General features: G+C 60.4%; 14 protein-coding genes and 2 pseudogenes. 14 read left to right on the top strand and 2 right to left on the bottom strand.

The features are described 5' to 3' along the window. Nucleotides 1-6 precede the first annotated feature (6 nt). Genes RGR602_RS34520 through RGR602_RS34500 form a run of 5 tightly spaced genes read left to right on the top strand, consistent with a single transcriptional unit; the run spans nucleotide 7 to nucleotide 5,991 of the window. Nucleotides 7-1,149 (top strand): ABC transporter permease, encoded by a 1,143-nt coding sequence (locus RGR602_RS34520; RefSeq protein ID WP_040116358.1) that lies wholly within the window; start codon nucleotides 7-9, stop codon nucleotides 1,147-1,149. After that, complete coding sequence (locus RGR602_RS34515) at nucleotides 1,139-2,188, top strand: ABC transporter ATP-binding protein (protein ID WP_052451904.1); 1,050 nt, start codon at nucleotides 1,139-1,141, stop codon at nucleotides 2,186-2,188. Before RGR602_RS34520 ends, RGR602_RS34515 begins: the two co-directional genes overlap by 11 nt. Then, nucleotides 2,185-3,246 (top strand): ABC transporter ATP-binding protein, encoded by a 1,062-nt coding sequence (locus RGR602_RS34510; RefSeq protein WP_040116356.1) that lies wholly within the window; start codon nucleotides 2,185-2,187, stop codon nucleotides 3,244-3,246. Before RGR602_RS34515 ends, RGR602_RS34510 begins: the two co-directional genes overlap by 4 nt. After that, complete coding sequence (locus RGR602_RS34505; protein WP_040116355.1) at nucleotides 3,247-4,086, top strand: 5-deoxy-glucuronate isomerase; 840 nt, start codon at nucleotides 3,247-3,249, stop codon at nucleotides 4,084-4,086. Nucleotides 4,087-4,116: 30 nt separating this feature from the next. After that, nucleotides 4,117-5,991, top strand: coding sequence for a GH39 family glycosyl hydrolase (locus RGR602_RS34500; RefSeq protein WP_040116354.1), 1,875 nt, complete (start codon nucleotides 4,117-4,119; stop codon nucleotides 5,989-5,991). Between the two features lie 27 nt (nucleotides 5,992-6,018). Here the strand turns inward: RGR602_RS34500 and RGR602_RS36800 are convergent. Next, nucleotides 6,019-6,340: pseudogene (locus tag RGR602_RS36800) on the bottom strand (integrase); the annotation flags it as partial. Between the two features lie 81 nt (nucleotides 6,341-6,421). On the opposite strand from RGR602_RS36800, the gene RGR602_RS34490 reads away from it, so the two are divergent. The 3 genes and pseudogenes from RGR602_RS34490 to RGR602_RS34480 all read left to right on the top strand — a co-directional run bounded on the left by RGR602_RS34490 (nucleotide 6,422) and on the right by RGR602_RS34480 (nucleotide 8,617). Continuing rightward, nucleotides 6,422-6,700 carry a type II toxin-antitoxin system Phd/YefM family antitoxin gene (locus RGR602_RS34490; protein ID WP_040116352.1) on the top strand — a complete coding sequence of 93 codons (279 nt, stop codon included), beginning with the start codon at nucleotides 6,422-6,424 and terminating at the stop codon, nucleotides 6,698-6,700. Further along, nucleotides 6,687-7,119, top strand: a pseudogene (locus RGR602_RS34485) (plasmid maintenance toxin (PemK-like)). Before RGR602_RS34490 ends, RGR602_RS34485 begins: the two are co-directional and overlap by 14 nt. Before the next feature lie 529 nt (nucleotides 7,120-7,648). Next, the gene (locus tag RGR602_RS34480) at nucleotides 7,649-8,617 is read left to right on the top strand and encodes an alpha/beta hydrolase (protein WP_052451903.1); all 969 of its coding nucleotides are present in this window, start codon (nucleotides 7,649-7,651) and stop codon (nucleotides 8,615-8,617) included. A gap of 61 nt (nucleotides 8,618-8,678) precedes the next feature. Here RGR602_RS34480 and RGR602_RS34475 read toward each other — a convergent pair whose 3' ends face one another. Beyond that, a complete protein-coding gene (locus tag RGR602_RS34475) occupies nucleotides 8,679-9,392 on the bottom strand; it encodes a GntR family transcriptional regulator (RefSeq protein WP_040116350.1) in 714 nt (237 codons plus the stop codon). Nucleotides 9,393-9,659: 267 nt separating this feature from the next. Between RGR602_RS34475 and RGR602_RS34470 the strand changes: the two genes are divergently transcribed. The 6 genes from RGR602_RS34470 (at nucleotide 9,660) to RGR602_RS34445 (ending at nucleotide 15,318) form a co-directional block, all read left to right on the top strand. After that, the gene (locus RGR602_RS34470; protein ID WP_040116349.1) at nucleotides 9,660-10,742 is read left to right on the top strand and encodes an ABC transporter ATP-binding protein; all 1,083 of its coding nucleotides are present in this window, start codon (nucleotides 9,660-9,662) and stop codon (nucleotides 10,740-10,742) included. A 28-nt stretch (nucleotides 10,743-10,770) separates the two neighbouring features. Further along, entirely contained in the window at nucleotides 10,771-12,069 is a 1,299-nt protein-coding gene (locus RGR602_RS34465; RefSeq protein ID WP_040116747.1) for an ABC transporter substrate-binding protein, read from the top strand. Nucleotides 12,070-12,222: 153 nt separating this feature from the next. After that, complete coding sequence (locus RGR602_RS34460; RefSeq protein WP_040116348.1) at nucleotides 12,223-13,137, top strand: ABC transporter permease; 915 nt, start codon at nucleotides 12,223-12,225, stop codon at nucleotides 13,135-13,137. A 1-nt stretch (nucleotide 13,138) separates the two neighbouring features. Then, nucleotides 13,139-13,960, top strand: coding sequence for an ABC transporter permease (locus RGR602_RS34455; RefSeq protein WP_040116347.1), 822 nt, complete (start codon nucleotides 13,139-13,141; stop codon nucleotides 13,958-13,960). A gap of 1 nt (nucleotide 13,961) precedes the next feature. Further along, nucleotides 13,962-14,705 carry an aspartate/glutamate racemase family protein gene (locus RGR602_RS34450; protein WP_040116346.1) on the top strand — a complete coding sequence of 248 codons (744 nt, stop codon included), beginning with the start codon at nucleotides 13,962-13,964 and terminating at the stop codon, nucleotides 14,703-14,705. Between the two features lies 1 nt (nucleotide 14,706). Then, a complete protein-coding gene (locus RGR602_RS34445; RefSeq protein ID WP_040116345.1) occupies nucleotides 14,707-15,318 on the top strand; it encodes a flavin reductase family protein in 612 nt (203 codons plus the stop codon). Nucleotides 15,319-15,383: the final 65 nt, after the last annotated feature.

The raw sequence follows: 15,383 nt of genomic DNA, 5'->3' as shown, positions 1-15,383 counted from the left end.
AGCGCAATGGCCGATCAAACCGTGGCAACGGCCATCCCCGAGATTCGGCCCGCCAAGAACGCAAACGCTTCTGCGGGGCAATGGCGGTTGATCTGGTGGCGCTTTTGTCAACACCGGGTGGCTTTGGTTTCCGGCGCCGTCATCGTACTCGTCTATCTGATTGCCGCCTTCGCCGAGTTCCTGGCGCCGATGTCGGAGCAGGCTTACGATCCACGCTTCACCTATGCCCCGCCGCAGCGAATCAGGTTTGCGGGCTATGACGCCAACGGCGCGTTCCACATGCTCTATGTGAACGGCTACTCCGCCAAGGTCGACCCGATTGCACTCAGCCGTATCTACGAACCCGATCCGAACACGCTCATCCCTGTTGGTTTTTTCGTCAAGGGCGAGCCTTACCGGTTCTGGGGCCTGTTCGAGACGAACCGTCACTTGATCGGTCCGCTCGAACCGGGCCAACCCTTTTACCTCTTTGGTGCTGACCGGCTGGGCCGTGACGTGCTCAGCAGAACCATCCATGGCACCCGTATCTCGATGTCGGTGGGCCTTATCGGCGTCACCATCAGTCTGATCCTCGGCATTCTTTTAGGGGGCATATCGGGCCTCTACGGCGGTTGGGTGGATGATGTCATCCAGCGCGGCATCGAGCTTTTGAAGTCGATACCGACCATCCCGCTCTGGATGGGGCTGGCGGCGGCCGTTCCGATCAGCACCGACCCGATCGTTGTCTACCTCTGGATCACTGTCATCCTGTCGCTGATCGGCTGGACTGACATGGCACGCGTGGTGCGTGGTCGCTTCCTGTCGCTCAAGTCTGAGGACTTCGTTATCGCCGCCCAGCTCGACGGCTGTTCCAAGATGCGCATCATCTGGCGACATATGGTGCCGTCGTTCATGAGCCATATCATCGCCTCGGTGACGCTGGCGATCCCCACCATGATCCTGGCCGAGACGGCGCTGTCTTTCCTGGGCATTGGGCTCAGACCTCCGGTGGTGAGCTGGGGTGTCTTGCTGCAGGAGGCGCAGAACATCCTCGCTGTCTCCAACGCGCCATGGTTGTTCCTGCCCGGACTGGCGGTGATCATCACGGTCCTTGCGCTCAACTTTCTTGGGGATGGAATACGCGATGCTGCAGATCCCTATGAGTACTAAACGCATGCCCGCTAAAGAGCCCGACCGGAGCGCGGCGCCGGACCTGCTGATCGAGGTCGACAACCTCCACACCCATTTCTTCGGCAATGCGGGATTAGTGCGGGCGGTCGACGGTGTGTCTTTCTCGATCCCGCGCGGCAGGACGGTGTGCGTCGTGGGCGAATCCGGCTCCGGCAAAAGCATTACCGGGCGCTCGATTCTGAACCAGGTTCCACGCGGCGGGCGCGTCGTGTCCGGCGCAATCCGCTACAGGCCAGACGCCGGCAAGCCGCCGGTGGACATTGTCGCGCTCGATCCACGCGGCAAGGAAATGCGGGCGATCCGCGGCGCTCAGATCGCCCTGATCAGCCAGGAGCCGATGGCCGCACTCTCGCCGGTCCACACGATTGGCAATCAGATGATCGAAGTCATTCGCCTGCATCTGAACATGGGCCGACGCGAAGCGAAAGAGCATGCGATCGAGACGTTGGCGCTTGTCGGCATTCCCCGCCCGACGGAGCGTATGGAGAGCTACGCTTTCCAATTTTCCGGCGGCATGCGCCAGCGCGTCTGTATTGCGCTTGCGCTTTCCTGTCGCCCAAAGCTCCTGATCGCCGACGAGCCGACCACGGCACTTGACGTGACGACGCAGGCTAATATCCTCGACCTGCTTTCGACGCTGCAGGCCGACTTCAATCTTTCGGTGCTGTTTGTCACCCACGATCTCGGCGTGGTGTCTGAGATCGCCGATGATGTGGTCGTCATGTATCTGGGCAAAGTCGTCGAGACCGGCGACGTCGACACCATCTTCCACGCGCCGGCACATCCCTACACCAGGGCGCTCCTGCAATCGGTTCCGCGGATGCATGCCGGTGGGACAAAGCGGCTCCCGACCATCGAGGGCATGGTGCCTTCGCCCTTAGACCGTCCTCAGGGATGCGGCTTTCACCCGCGCTGCGCAAAGGCGGTGGCAGGGCTTTGCGATCGAAAGGCTCCCGAGCCGGTTACGATTTCGAAAGGCCACGTTGCAAGCTGCCTCCTGCACGGAGAGACCCGATGACGGCTGACGCACCCCGGCGACAGGACCCGCTGCTCCAATTGCAGAATCTCAAAATGCATTTCCCGATCCATCGAGGTGCATTCCGGCGTGTCGTCGGCCATATCAAGGCCGTCGACGGCGTGTCACTCAGCGTCGATAGCGGCGAGACGCTGGGCATCGTCGGCGAATCCGGTTGCGGAAAGTCGACGCTCGCACGCACCATCCTGCGTGTTTACCGCCCGACGGCAGGCGAGATCGTCTATACCGGGCGCAGCGGTGCGCCCATCGATCTTGCGACATTGTCCGGACCGGGGCTGAAAGAGATCCACCGCGATATCCGCGTCGTCTTCCAGGATCCGCAATCCTCCCTTAACCCGCGCATGCGTGTCATCGACATCATCGGCGAGGTGCTGAAGGTGAATGGGATCGCAACCGGCTCGGAACTGGTGGATCGGGTCGCCGAGCTGCTGCGCAGCGTCGGACTTCGACCCGAATTCATGCGCCGCTATCCGCACGCCTTTTCGGGCGGAGAAAGGCAGCGCATCAGCATCGCCCGCGCGCTGGCGCCCGAACCGCGTCTGGTGATCGCCGACGAGGCTGTCTCGGCTCTGGACGTGAGCGTCCAGGCGCAGACAATCAACCTGCTGCAGGATCTGCAGGAGCGTTTCGGGCTGACCTACCTCTTCGTGGCGCACGACCTTTCGGTCGTTCGTCACATCTGCGACAACGTCGCGGTCATGTATATGGGGAGGGTCGTGGAAAAGGCATCGACCAACGCCATTTTCGCCAGCCCTCGCCACCCTTATACCGAGGCCCTTCTTTCGGCCGTTCCGATCCCGGATCCACGGCTGCGCCGCCGAGGCCGCCGCATCCGGCTCGCCGGCGAAGTGGCGGATCCGGCGAACCCTCCTTCAGGCTGTCCGTTCCACCCCCGCTGCCGCTACGTTACAGACCTCTGCAAGAGCCACGTACCGCCACTGCGGCCAGTCAAGATGGATGGCCATTCCGTCGCTTGCCACCACGCCGAAACCTTGAAGCTCACCCCCTTCGACGAGCACGCACTTGCGGAGTTGCATTGAATGCCCGAACTCATTTCCCTTAGCGAGATCCGCGCCCGTCCGCTCGTCGACCAATCGTCGGCCACCCTGGAGCTGATTTATTTCGACCTTCTCAAGCTTTGCGCCGGCCGTCAGGAGCGAAGGCGGCTGCCGGCGCATGAAAGCCTCTATGTCGTGCTCTCGGGCAGGGTCGACATCGAAGTCGACGGCATTCGCTTCGAAGCAGTCGGCCAACGCGCCGACATCTGGTCAGGTGACGCGGATTCCGTTTATGCGCCCGTCGATGCGGAGGTCGTCGTCACGGCAATAAGCGAGAGTGTCGAGATCGCCGTCGCCGGTGGGATCTGCGAGAGGCGCTATGCAGCTTTCCGCGTCACGCCTGAAGAGGTCGACGCGGTCAATGTCGGCTCCTCGGAGACGCATAGTCAGCGCCGCATAGCCCATCTGCTCGGCCAACGCCAGAACGGGCGCTGCGGTCATCTCCTGGTGAGCGAACTCTACGCCGGCGATGGCTGCTGGTCAGGCTACCCGCCCCACAAGCACGACACCGAGTGCGGCGATGTCGAAAGTCGTCACGAAGAGCTCTACCATTACCGTTTCTGGCCGGAGACCGGTTTCGGTGGACAGATCGTCTATGAGGAGCACGGGCCGGTCGAGACATTCATGACCCGCAGCGGCGATACGTTCCTGCTCGACCGCGGTTATCATCCGACGGTCACCTCGCCCGGACACCGCAGCTATATCTTCACCATCCTTGTCGGCAAGCACCGACGCGGCCTTATCCAACGCTTCGACCCGAAGCATGAGCATCTGACCGGGGTCATTCCAGGCATCGACGCAATGCGCGCCAAGTTCAAATAGCCTCTTCGATCAACCAAGGAGATTGCGCGAATGCGCCAGCGCACACAGATAAATGTTGACGTGAGTAAGCCGGTGCGTCCTTTCAAACGCTTCTGGCGCGGCACGGGCTTTTCTCCCGCAGAACTGCTGCTGGAGCCGGAAATGCGCCAGATGGTCGCCTATCTCGGCGGCGTACCGCATGAAGGCGTCCGCTATCTACGCATTCACTATCTGCTCAACCTGCTGACGGTGATCGGAGGCATTGCAAACCCCAGATATGACTGGTCGCTGCTCGACCGCGCTCTCGACGTGATGGTCGAGCATCGGCTCAAACCGTTCTTCGAGTTGATGGGCAATCCATCCGGCATCTTTACCGACTATGAGAACATCGACCAGGTCAAGGCGTGGCGCGACCTGGTCACGGCGGTGGCGGACCGTTATGCCGGGCGCTATGGCATGGAGGAGCTTCGCAGCTGGTTTTTCGAGACGACCAATGAGGCGGACTCCGGCTGGTGGACCTACGGTGAGAGGGGCTACACAAACTACTACGATGCCTGCGTCGCCGGGCTCGACGCCGTCGATCGCGCCTTGCCGATGGGCGGTCCCGGGACCGCGCGCACGCTCTCGCCGATCTTTCGCGCCATCGTTGCGCACTGCGATAAAGGCGTGAGCTGCCTGACCAACGACGGCCCGCCGCGGATCGACTTCATTTCCATCCATGAAAAGGGCGTCAACGGCAGCATCGAGGATCTGACGCCCAACAGCAACGGCATCATCGACCGCACGCTGCTCGTCGTCGACTATTTGAGGCAGCATCATCCACGGCTCGCTGAATTGCCGATCGTCAATGATGAATGCGATCCGCAGCTTGGTTGGTCCGACCAACACTCGTGGCACGGAAGGGCCTATTATGCCGCCATCATCGGCAAGATCATCGAGCAGCACGAGCGCCGCATCATCGCGCCCAAGGCGGCCGACTTCACGTTTCTGAGCAACGATCACGCCTTCATCGGCGGCTGGGGGCAGAGAACGATCTTTGCTTACTTCGGACCCCGCAATTTTCGGCGGGCGCAATGGGAGCACAAGACCGATCTTAGCACGCTGGCAACTGACGTCGACGCCGCCCCGCCTTTCGAGCAGATCAAAAAGCCCGGCCTGACGTCGCTCGAACTGCTGGCAACGCTGGGCGATACACTCTGCGAGGCGACAGCATATCCGAAACTCGATCCGGATATAGACGGACTGGCCATCCTGCCTACAAAACTTGCCGATGGCGGCGCCTCGATCGCGCTGATCCACTCCGTCGATGCAATCACACAGTCCGGCCGCACGTCGGTGCGGCTTCAAATCGACGGACTGGAGCCGGGCCGTCATGGCGTTTGCCTGCTGCGCATCGACGATGAGTTTACCAATCCCATGGAAGTGTGGGAGGCGCAGCGCGACGAAAGCAATCCGCGCGGTCCGTGGGAGCCGGTCGGCGCGCCGCGCGAGCCCACCGCCGATCAGTTTGCCGAATTGCGGCGAGCCCAGGAACCTGCGCTTTTGCACCCGATCAGTATCGTCGACGCGCAGGACGGCCGGATCAGTCTCGACCTTGACGTGCCATTGCCCTCCCTCACGCAGATACTGGTGGTGCCCGACACGGGTGCGGCGCCGTCCGCTCCGACCGGGCTGACGGCGAGGCGCTATCGCGGTCTTGGAGAGCGGCCGCAACGGATGCTGTTTTGGGCCGCAGGCGATGCCCGTCCGGGCATTTTCTACGACGTTTTGACCAGCACCGATGGAAAGATCTTCGAGAAGGTCAATCCCGTTCCTCTGATCTCGACGGCCTACTTGCATGTATCGCCGCAATCGGGCGTGCGCTATGCCGTGCGGGCGCGCGACGCCTTTGGACGGGAGAGCCCGCTCTGCACCATCGGCGACTGATGCTGGCGCCGCGGGCGTTTACGCGCGTGAAGGTTTATACTTCGAAGGTGTAGTGACGCGCTTTTCCGGATCCCACAGGATGATCGGCGACGACGAATTTCAGAAGCAGCGATTGAGGGGCCGGCCAGGGGGAACCGGTGGCAAACTGGCACCGGGCTTCGTGATAGGCGAGGTCGGAAGCGAGCGCACGCAACGTGTTCTCGCCCATGCCTTCGTTGGCAAGATGCTTCAGCGTGGCGGCGTCATCGTCGGTCAAGAGCCCCGCCAACTGGTCACGGCGATCCAGCGGCAGGATGGCATCGAGCTCCTCGGCGCGTTTGAGCAGAACGCAGTCGGACGGGGATTTTATTCGCGATGTTTGGTGCCTTTTTGATGGATTGTTGAATAAAGTCCGGAAATCCCGTATTTTACGGAAAATAGGATATGCGCCATGACATCGACCGTGACTGCTGCAGCCGTATCGAAGAATTTCGGTGCCTATCAGGATGCCGCCGTGCGTGAGCCGGTCATTATCACCAAGAACGGGCGTCCGCGGACCGTGTTGATCGCCTATGAAGATTATATGCGTTTGGCCAGGCGTGACCGTCGCGTCGAGGCGACAACGGTGTTGAGCGATGCTGATATTGCTGCGGTCGAGCAAGCCGAAATGGAACCGGGTTCCGATCATCTTAATGCCGAGCTGACGACGGGCAAGCATGCTGCCGACTGAAACCAAAGGTCGGCTGGATCTTCCGCTATTCCTATCTCTGGTACTGGCAGCATCTTGAAGGACGGGAAGAGGGTGACAAGGATAGTCCGGCGCTCGTTCTGGCCATCGTTGCGGCCCTGGAGGACGGAACTCCGGTGGTGCGCGTTTTGCCAGTGACGCACTCTCCGCCGTCCAAACCCGAAGAAGCAATCGAGATTCCGGCAGCCACCAAGCGGCGCCTTGGATTGGATGACGAACGCTCGTGGATCGTGTTGACGGAGAGCAACCGCTTTGTCTGGCCAGGGCCAGATATCAGGCCGTCGGAGAATGAAAGCGGCTATTGCGGCCCTCTGCCGCCGGCACTGTTCGAGGAGGTCAAGCGCCGGTTTGTCGAACTGGCGCGGTCCCAGCGTCATCGAGCGACGGCCCGCAGCGAGTAGCCGCCGGTTCCTCGTCGGCATGAACATCAACTTCGCCATCGTGCGTGTCGTTTCAGAGGCCAATGGCCACGATAACTTACCTTTTTGGGTCAAAAGCTTACCCTTTTTTGCCAAAGTAACTTACCCTTGGCGCTTCAAGCCCGTTTCCTGGTTGGCGATCAGCCATTGCGACTCCGGTGTTCTCGCGCCACCCAATCGATCAATGTCATGGCTGTCGTCCATATGATCACGACGCTTTTCTTGTGATCGCGTCGCAGTTCGTCAATCCGGCGCAGATCATTGCATCGGCCAAACAGCCACCGGTATTGGCCGTGGCCAGGTGTCGGCTTTGCGAAGATTTTCCCGACGCCGGCGTGTTGCCGAGCGTTGCGGCGGGCCCTGGACAAATAAGCCTGGCAACTGCTTCCCTTTCTTTACACGATAGCAATTGCCGCTACAGTCTTGGCCGGATCACTGATATTCAGGCGAGGCGAGGATCGAGAGGAGTTTCATGCCATTGCGATCAAAAACCGGTTTGGCTGGCAGGGCGATGGCATGCTTGCTCCTGGTATCATCACCGATCGACATTGCCCGTGCCGACGACGCCAGCGCAACAAAGTCGGACCCGCGATCGCGCGCCAAGGAAATCATCGCGCGGCTTCTGGACCGCAGGAGTGATTTTCGCGATCGGAGGCTGCGCTTCGAGGAGGCGATGAGGGCCACGCCTGAGCCAACCCGGGTGCAGATACGCCAGGTCGATGCCGATGGCGTTGACGGCGAGTTGATCTGGCCCGCTCGCCTCCACCACCCGCTTGGCAAGCGGGCGATCCTCTATCTCCACGGTGGAGGCTTTTATGCCGGCTCCTTGCGTAGTCATCGCAACATCGCCGCGTCGTTCGCGAAGGCCTCGTCTGCCGATGTGCTGCTGATCGAATATCGGCTTTTGCCTCAGTACCGCTTTCCGAGGCAGGTCGACGATTCCGTCACCGCATTTCGCTGGCTCCTTGAATCCGGCTACGAGGCGGCAAACATTGTGGTAATCGGAGACTCCGTCGGCGGAACCTTGGCGCTTCAAATGTCCCTTCGCCAGATCGCCACGAACGGCGAGAAGCCCGCTGCCGTGATCGCTATCAGCCCGGTTGCCGATTTTGGGGGTGCGGGGGTTCCGGCGCATGGCGAAGACGAGGTTTCCGTCAGCCGCGAATGGCTGCAACAGGTGGGGAAGGAGTATGCGGGGAAGGGTAGTCCCTCGCTTCAAACGGTCTCGCCGATAAACAGCGATTATTCAGGTTTTCCTCCGACCCTGCTGCAGGTCGGCGAAAAGGAGGCTTTGCGGGGGGATGTCCAGCGTCTTTTCGAAAAGCTGAAGGCTGCAAATGTCGATGTGCGGCTCGACGTCGTGCCGGGCCTGTTCCACGAGGCGTCGTTGTTTCCGTTCTGGCTCGACGAAGCCAGGAGATCCAACCAGAAAGCGGCGGAATTTGGCATGTCTCATTTCGCCGATAGACCACGGCAATGAAACCGAGTTGGCGATGCTCCGACAGCCGGTAATGGCCTTCGTCCGCCAAGCTGGCTGGATCCTAGATCGCAAACGCCTCCTTCAATCCGAAGCTTTTGCGTTCGCGCAGATCCAGATCGGCTTCGATATGGGAAATATGGTGCACCATCAGGCGGCAGGCGGTATCGAGATCGTCGTGTTCAATAGCCGCAACGATATCGCCGTGCTCTGTGTGGCCGCAGCTCGATACGGTCGACTGACCGTAGAGCGCGATGACAAGCGAGGAGCGGGCGACGAGCTCTTCCATGAAGCGCTGCATGATGGCATTGCCGGAAATCTGTGCGAGCATTAAGTGAAAATCGCCGGAGGCCTTGATTTCCGCGCGTCGCGCTGATTGGCCGCGCTCGCTCATCAGACGGCCCTCTTCCAATAGAAGCTGCCTCAGATGCTGGATTTGCGAAGGTGTAATGCGCGCGGCCGCTTCGCGCAGGATTCCGGGCTCCACGAGCCGGCGGGCAGCGAAAATCTGACGGGCTTCGTCCGGGGACGGATAGGCGACGAAGGCGCCACGGTTCTTCTCGACGCTGACGAGGCCCTCATAGGACAGAGCCTGGAGCGCGGCGCGGGCAAGCGTGCGGCTGACGTTGAAGAGATTTCCGACATCGGCTTCGGAAAGTTTCGTACCGGGAGAAAGGCGCCGCTCGACGATCGCATCGCGGATGGCATCACGAATTTGCTGCGTGCTTGTCTCGGCTGAATCATCTGCCGAAAGAACGGCGTCAGAGGTGGACTTCATGAAATCGGATACCTGATTATCGCCCCGATGATAGACAGCTTCGGAAGAAAAGTTAAATGGAATTTGCGAGCAAAATACAGTCCAAATTGTATACGATTATCTGCATAAATTGCAGACAAAAGCCTATTTCCTGTGCAGGTCGATGAAAGACCCAGTTGGGCGCGCCCCTTGGATGTTCCAAAAAGCCCAGTGATTCTTCGGGTTTGACGCTGGCGACGAAACTGGCACGGCGGATGCATTGATCTTTCTCGAACAGGGGAAGACATGATGTCGAAAGCGGCGGAAATCGATATAGCATCCGTTTCGAAGGTTTATGGCGCGACGACTGCTGTGCATGCCATCAGCTTGAAGATTCCGGCTGGATCATATTGCTGCTTCCTCGGCCCATCCGGCTGCGGCAAGACCTCGACGCTTCGCATGATCGCTGGCCATGAAAGCATCTCGACGGGCGATATCCGCCTCGGCAATACGGTTGTGACCGACTTTCCTCCCGCCAAGCGCGGCACGGCGATGATGTTTCAGTCTTATGCACTCTTTCCGCATCTGGACCTTATCGACAATGTCGCCTTCAGCCTGAAGATGAAGGGGGTCGGCAAGGACGAGCGCCGGGCCAAGGCGCTGGAGATGCTGAAGCTGATGCAGATGGAAGCCTACGCGAGCAGGCGTCCGGCGCAGCTTTCGGGTGGCCAGCAGCAGCGTGTGGCGCTGGCGCGCGCGCTGATCACCGATCCGGAAGCGCTCTTGCTTGACGAGCCTTTGTCGGCCCTCGACCCGTTCTTGAAGATCCGGATGCGCGCGGAGCTCAAGAAGCTCCAAAAGACGCTTGGCATCACCTTCGTCCATGTGACGCATAGCCAGGAAGAGGCGATGGCGCTTGCTGACATGATTGTCGTCATGAATGAGGGCAAGATCGAACAGGCGGCAGCACCGCGCCAGCTCTTCGAACGGCCGGCCACGGCTTTCGTCGCCCGTTTCATGGGCGACCACAACGTTCTATCTGGTCGTGTCGTGTCTGCCGAAGGCGGCGTGATCACCCTCAAGGTGCCGGAAGGCCAGACATTTTCCGTGCGTGGTGAGGGCAGGAAGGTGGGCGATCCTGTCGATATCGGCATCCGCACCGATCGCGTCCGCCTCGAACGGCCGGCGGAAAAGACGCTCGGCTTCCACGGCGTGGTTTCCAACATCGAATATCGCGGCGCTTCGGTGAAGATCACCGCAGTCGGCGCGGGCAGTGACGACTTCACGGTCATCGCGAGCGACGGCGATTACTTCGCCAAACCCGTATCGATCGGCGATGCGGTGTCTTTGAGTTGGACCCTGGAGGATGCCGTCCTCCTCGGCCGTCCATGAATTTCGCAATCAAAAAAGGGGAACTGACATGACGACTGAAACGAAGACAACCAAGACTGAGAAGGGCATTTCCCGCCGTTCGCTTTTGAAGACGGGCGCTGCGGCCATCGGCGCAGCCGCCGGCTCAGGCCTGATCACCGGCTTTCCGACGATTTGGGCGCAGTCCAGCATCACGCTTCGCCAGTTCGGCACGGGCGTTTCCAACATCAATGCGATCGCCGAACAGTGCAAGAAGGACCTCGGCATCACGCTTGAGATGACGGCAACGGACTCGGACGCTGCTGCGCAGCGTGCCGTCACCCAGCCGGACAGCTATGACATCGCCGACATCGAATACTGGATTGCCAAGAAAGTCTTTCCGACCGGCGTCCTCCAGCCGATGGATACGTCGAAGCTGAAATATTTCGACAAGATCGTGCCGCTCTTCATCAACGGCAAGATGAAGCCAGACAGCGTCATTGCGCAGGGTACCGCACCGCATACGGTCGGCTTCGTCGAAGGCGCCGAATCCAAGTCCTTCGCCAAGGAGCCGACGAAGTGGATGACGATGGTTCCGACCATTTACAACGCCGACACCCTGGGCATCCGTCCGGATCTCGTCGGCCGCGAGATCACCACTTGGGCCGACATCATGGATCCGAAATTCAAGGGCAAGACCTCGATCCTGAACATCCCCTCGATCGGCATCATGGATGCGGCGATGATCATGGAAGCCATGGGCAACATCAAATATGCCGACAAGGGCAACATGACCAAGGAAGAGATCGACAAGACGATCGAATTCCTGATCAAGGCAAAGAGCGAAGGCCAGTTCCGCGCCTTCTGGAAGAGCTTCGACGAGTCGGTCAACCTGATGGCGTCGGGCGAGGTCGTCATCCAGTCCATGTGGTCGCCGGCCGTTGCCGCTGTCCGTTCCAAGGGCATTTCCTGCAAGTACCAGCCGCTCAAGGAAGGCTACCGCGCATGGGGCGGCGGTCTCGGCCTTGCCTCGCACCTCAAGGGCGCTCAGCTCGACGCCGCCTACGAGTACATCAACTGGTACACGTCCGGCTGGGTCGGCGGCTATCTCAACCGCCAGGGCTACTACTCGGCCTGCATGGAAACCGCCAAGGGCTTCATGTCAGCCGACGAATGGGGCTACTGGATCGAGGGCAAGCCGGCGCAGGGCGATATTCTCTCGCCGGAAGGCAAGGTCATGGAGAAGGCCGGCGCCGTCCGCGATGGCGGCTCCTTCGAGGCCCGCATGGGCGCTGTTGCCTGCTGGAACTCCGTCATGGACGAAGACCGCTACATGGTCCGCCGCTGGAACGAGTTCATCGCTGCATAAGCTGCTCGCCGCGTTCGTCTCCTCAACGCTCCAGACAGGTGGAGCGGACCGGAGAGGTTGCGTCAGAAACGCCCTCCTTCTGCGCGAGGGCTGGGAAGGGGTCTTTCGGATCCCTTCCAATTTGGCTTCCGCGAATGTCTAAGAGGATGGCAGATGGCAACGATTGCTTCCGCACAACCCAGTGAGAAGGCTGAGCGCGTTCGACGTGGCGGCTTTCGCGTGCCGCTGGCTGCGATTTCCTATCTCCAGGCCCTGCCGCTCTTTCTGATCCTCGGTTTGTTCTTCCTGCTGCCGATTGCGATGATCGCGGTCGTGAGCTTCTGGGATTACGACTTTGCGGGGCTCTATCCCGCCTTCCTCACCATGAATTATACCGAGACGCTCGGATCATGGGTCACCTGGAAGATCTACCTTAACACGCTCAAATTCACCGTCATCGTCTGGGCGCTGACGCTCCTCATCGGCTTTTGGGTCGCCTATTTCCTGGCTTTCCATATCCGCAAGACCTCGACGCAGATGATCCTCTTCCTTGTCTGCACCGTCCCCTTCATGACGTCGAACATCATCCGCATGATCTCGTGGATTCCGGTGCTCGGCCGCAATGGGCTCGTCAATACGACGCTGATTGAGATGGGTCTCATTCCGCAGCCGATCGAGTGGTTGCTCTATTCCGATTTCGCCGTCGTACTCGCCATGGTGCACCTTTATACGCTCTTCATGGTGACGCCGATCTTCAACACGCTGATGCGCATCGACCGCTCGCTCTTCGAGGCGGCGCGCGATGCCGGTGCCAGTGGCTGGCAAATCCTCTGGAATGTCGTCATCCCGCTTGCAAAACCCGGCATGGCGATCGGTACGATCTTCGTCGTGACCCTGGTGATGGCGGATTTTTCGACCGTGCAGGTCATGTCCGGCGGCCAGAGCGCTTCGGTCGCATTGATGATGAAAAACCAGATGTCGCTGCTGCAGTATCCGGCCGCTGCCGCCAACGCTGTCGTGCTTCTGGTCGTCGTGCTGTTGATGGTCGCCGCCATCCTGCGCGTCGTCGACATCCGCAAGGAGCTTTGAGATGAACCATGAAAAGCGAAGCGTCGAATTCTATGTGCTCGCGGCCTTTTTCGCCGTCTTTGTGGTTTTTCTCTACGGCCCGCTCTCGGCGGTGCTGATCCTGTCGTTCCAGGGGCCGGACGGTGGTCTGACCTTCCCGCTGAACGGGGTTTCGGTTCACTGGTTCTTCAACCTTTTCGAAAAGCAGGCCGTTGGCGACTTCGGCGCATCCTTCAAACGGTCCTTTACGCTCGGCCTGATGGTGATGATCGTCACCGTCGCCGTCTCGCTGCTCGCAGGTCTTGCCTTCCGCCGGAAATTCCGGGGCTCGACGGCACTGTTTTATGCGACCGTTGCGAGCCTCGTTGTTCCCTCGATCATCATTTCGCTCGGCATCGGCGTCGTCTTCCAGCAGGGCGGTCTGAAGCCTGCCTGGTATTCCTCGGCTTTCGGGGCGCACCTCACCTGGACGCTGCCGTTCGGCGTGCTGATCATGTTTGCCGTCTTCAACCGCTTCTCTCCGGCCTATGAGGAAGCGGCGCGCGATCTCGGCGCAAGCTCATGGCAGACCTTCCGGCACGTCGTTTTGCCGATGATCCTGCCGAGCCTGATCGGCGTCGGCCTGTTCGGCTTCACGCTCTCCTATGACGAATTCGCCCGCACGCTGATGACGTCGGGCACCTACAACACCCTGCCGCTCGAAATCTACGGCATGACGACGAATGTCACGACGCCCGTGCTTTATGCACTCGGAACGGTGACGACGCTCTTCTCCTTCACCATTATCCTCGTCGCGCTCGGCATCATGATGATGCTCAGCCGGCGGCAGGCAAAGATCAAATGACATGCGCATATTGCTGGTAAACCCCAACACGACGGCCTCGATGACGGAAAAGGCTGCTATCGCCGCACGCGCCGTCGCTGCAACGGGAACGGACATCATCGCTGCCACGTCCCCGATGGGACCGGTTTCGATCGAAGGCCATTATGACGGGGCGCTGGCAATCCCGGGACTGCTGATGGAGCTGAAGGAGCGCCAGGGGGCCGGCTATGACGCGGCGGTCGTCGCCTGCTTCGACGACACCGGCCTTGATGCGGCGCGCGCCTTTGCCGACGTGCCGGTGCTCGGCCTTTGCGAATCTGCGGTAGCGACGGCCGGCTTCCTGGCGCAACGCTTCACGGTCGTTACAACGCTGGAACGCTCCCGCGTGCTCATCGACAATCTTGTCCGCCGCTACGGCATGGGCGGCCGGGCGAAGGTAAGGGCGTGCGACATCCCGGTGCTCGAACTCGAAAACGAGGCCTCTGGTGCCATCGGAAAGCTTCGGGCTGAAATCGAAAAGGCCCTTTCCGAGGATGGTGCAGAAGCAATCGTGCTCGGCTGTGCGGGCATGACCGATCTCGCGCGTGATTTGCAGGAGATCTATGGTGTTCCGGTCGTCGATGGCGTTGCCGCGGCCGTGAAGCAGGCCGAAGCGCTGGTATCGCTCGGGCTTTCGACCAGCAAGCGCGGCTCCTATGCCTCGCCGCTTCCCAAGGCCTTCACGGGCGCGATGAGCAGATTTGCGCCGATGGGGACGCCAAGCTGAGATGAGCATCTCCTTCGACTTTACGGCATTGAGCGAGCGCGAGCGCTACAAGCTGATGATCGGCACGATCATTCCGCGTCCGATCGCGCTGGTGACGACGGTGGATGAGGATGGCCGCATCAATGCCGCACCCTTTTCCTTCTTCAATTGCCTTTCGGCCGATCCGCCGATCCTGGCGCTGGGCGTCGAGAACCATCCGGACATGTCCTTCAAGGATACCGCCCGCAATATCCGCATGACCGAGGTTTTCACCGTCAATATCGTCTCGTTTTCAATCGCCGAGGCGATGCATGTCTGCGGAGCGAAGTATCCGCGCGGTGTCGACGAACTGAAGGAGGCGGGTCTGACGGCCATGCCCGGAGAAAAGGTCGGTTCGCCGTGGATTGCGGAGGCTCCTGCCGCCTTCGAATGCCGCAGGCATGTGACGCTGGAGCTTGGCAAGTCGCGCCAGGTTATCCTCGGTGAAATCGTCTTTGCGCACTATCGTGACGGGGTTGTCGATCCGGAGCGTTTTCATGTTGAACCGGGAGCAGTCGATGCGATCGCCCGCCTTGGCGGCGACCTCTGCTCCACCGTCCGCGACCGCTTCGAGATGCTGACGCCGAAGCTTTAGAGCGCCGGTCATTTTGCCAGAAGCAAGCCCTGCTCGTATCTCAAGACTCTGGCGGCAATCTGGAA

The sequence above is a fragment of the Rhizobium gallicum bv. gallicum R602sp genome, from assembly GCF_000816845.1.
In the GTDB taxonomy this organism is placed as follows: domain Bacteria; phylum Pseudomonadota; class Alphaproteobacteria; order Rhizobiales; family Rhizobiaceae; genus Rhizobium; species Rhizobium gallicum.
Note: the sequence above shows the minus strand (reverse complement) of the source record. Positions and strands in the feature narration are given on the sequence as shown.

Excerpts from the sequence above, each read along its gene's own strand:
- RGR602_RS34520 (WP_040116358.1), top strand. The coding sequence starts at position 7 with ATGGCCGATCAAACCGTGGCAACGGCCATCCCCGAGATTCGGCCCGCC.
- RGR602_RS34515 (WP_052451904.1), top strand. The coding sequence starts at position 1,139 with ATGAGTACTAAACGCATGCCCGCTAAAGAGCCCGACCGGAGCGCGGCG.
- RGR602_RS34510 (WP_040116356.1), top strand. The coding sequence starts at position 2,185 with ATGACGGCTGACGCACCCCGGCGACAGGACCCGCTGCTCCAATTGCAG.
- RGR602_RS34505 (WP_040116355.1), top strand. The coding sequence starts at position 3,247 with ATGCCCGAACTCATTTCCCTTAGCGAGATCCGCGCCCGTCCGCTCGTC.
- RGR602_RS34500 (WP_040116354.1), top strand. The coding sequence starts at position 4,117 with ATGCGCCAGCGCACACAGATAAATGTTGACGTGAGTAAGCCGGTGCGT.
- RGR602_RS34490 (WP_040116352.1), top strand. The coding sequence starts at position 6,422 with ATGACATCGACCGTGACTGCTGCAGCCGTATCGAAGAATTTCGGTGCC.
- RGR602_RS34480 (WP_052451903.1), top strand. The coding sequence starts at position 7,649 with ATGGCATGCTTGCTCCTGGTATCATCACCGATCGACATTGCCCGTGCC.
- RGR602_RS34475 (WP_040116350.1), bottom strand. The coding sequence starts at position 9,392 with ATGAAGTCCACCTCTGACGCCGTTCTTTCGGCAGATGATTCAGCCGAG.
- RGR602_RS34470 (WP_040116349.1), top strand. The coding sequence starts at position 9,660 with ATGTCGAAAGCGGCGGAAATCGATATAGCATCCGTTTCGAAGGTTTAT.
- RGR602_RS34465 (WP_040116747.1), top strand. The coding sequence starts at position 10,771 with ATGACGACTGAAACGAAGACAACCAAGACTGAGAAGGGCATTTCCCGC.
- RGR602_RS34460 (WP_040116348.1), top strand. The coding sequence starts at position 12,223 with ATGGCAACGATTGCTTCCGCACAACCCAGTGAGAAGGCTGAGCGCGTT.
- RGR602_RS34455 (WP_040116347.1), top strand. The coding sequence starts at position 13,139 with ATGAACCATGAAAAGCGAAGCGTCGAATTCTATGTGCTCGCGGCCTTT.
- RGR602_RS34450 (WP_040116346.1), top strand. The coding sequence starts at position 13,962 with ATGCGCATATTGCTGGTAAACCCCAACACGACGGCCTCGATGACGGAA.
- RGR602_RS34445 (WP_040116345.1), top strand. The coding sequence starts at position 14,707 with ATGAGCATCTCCTTCGACTTTACGGCATTGAGCGAGCGCGAGCGCTAC.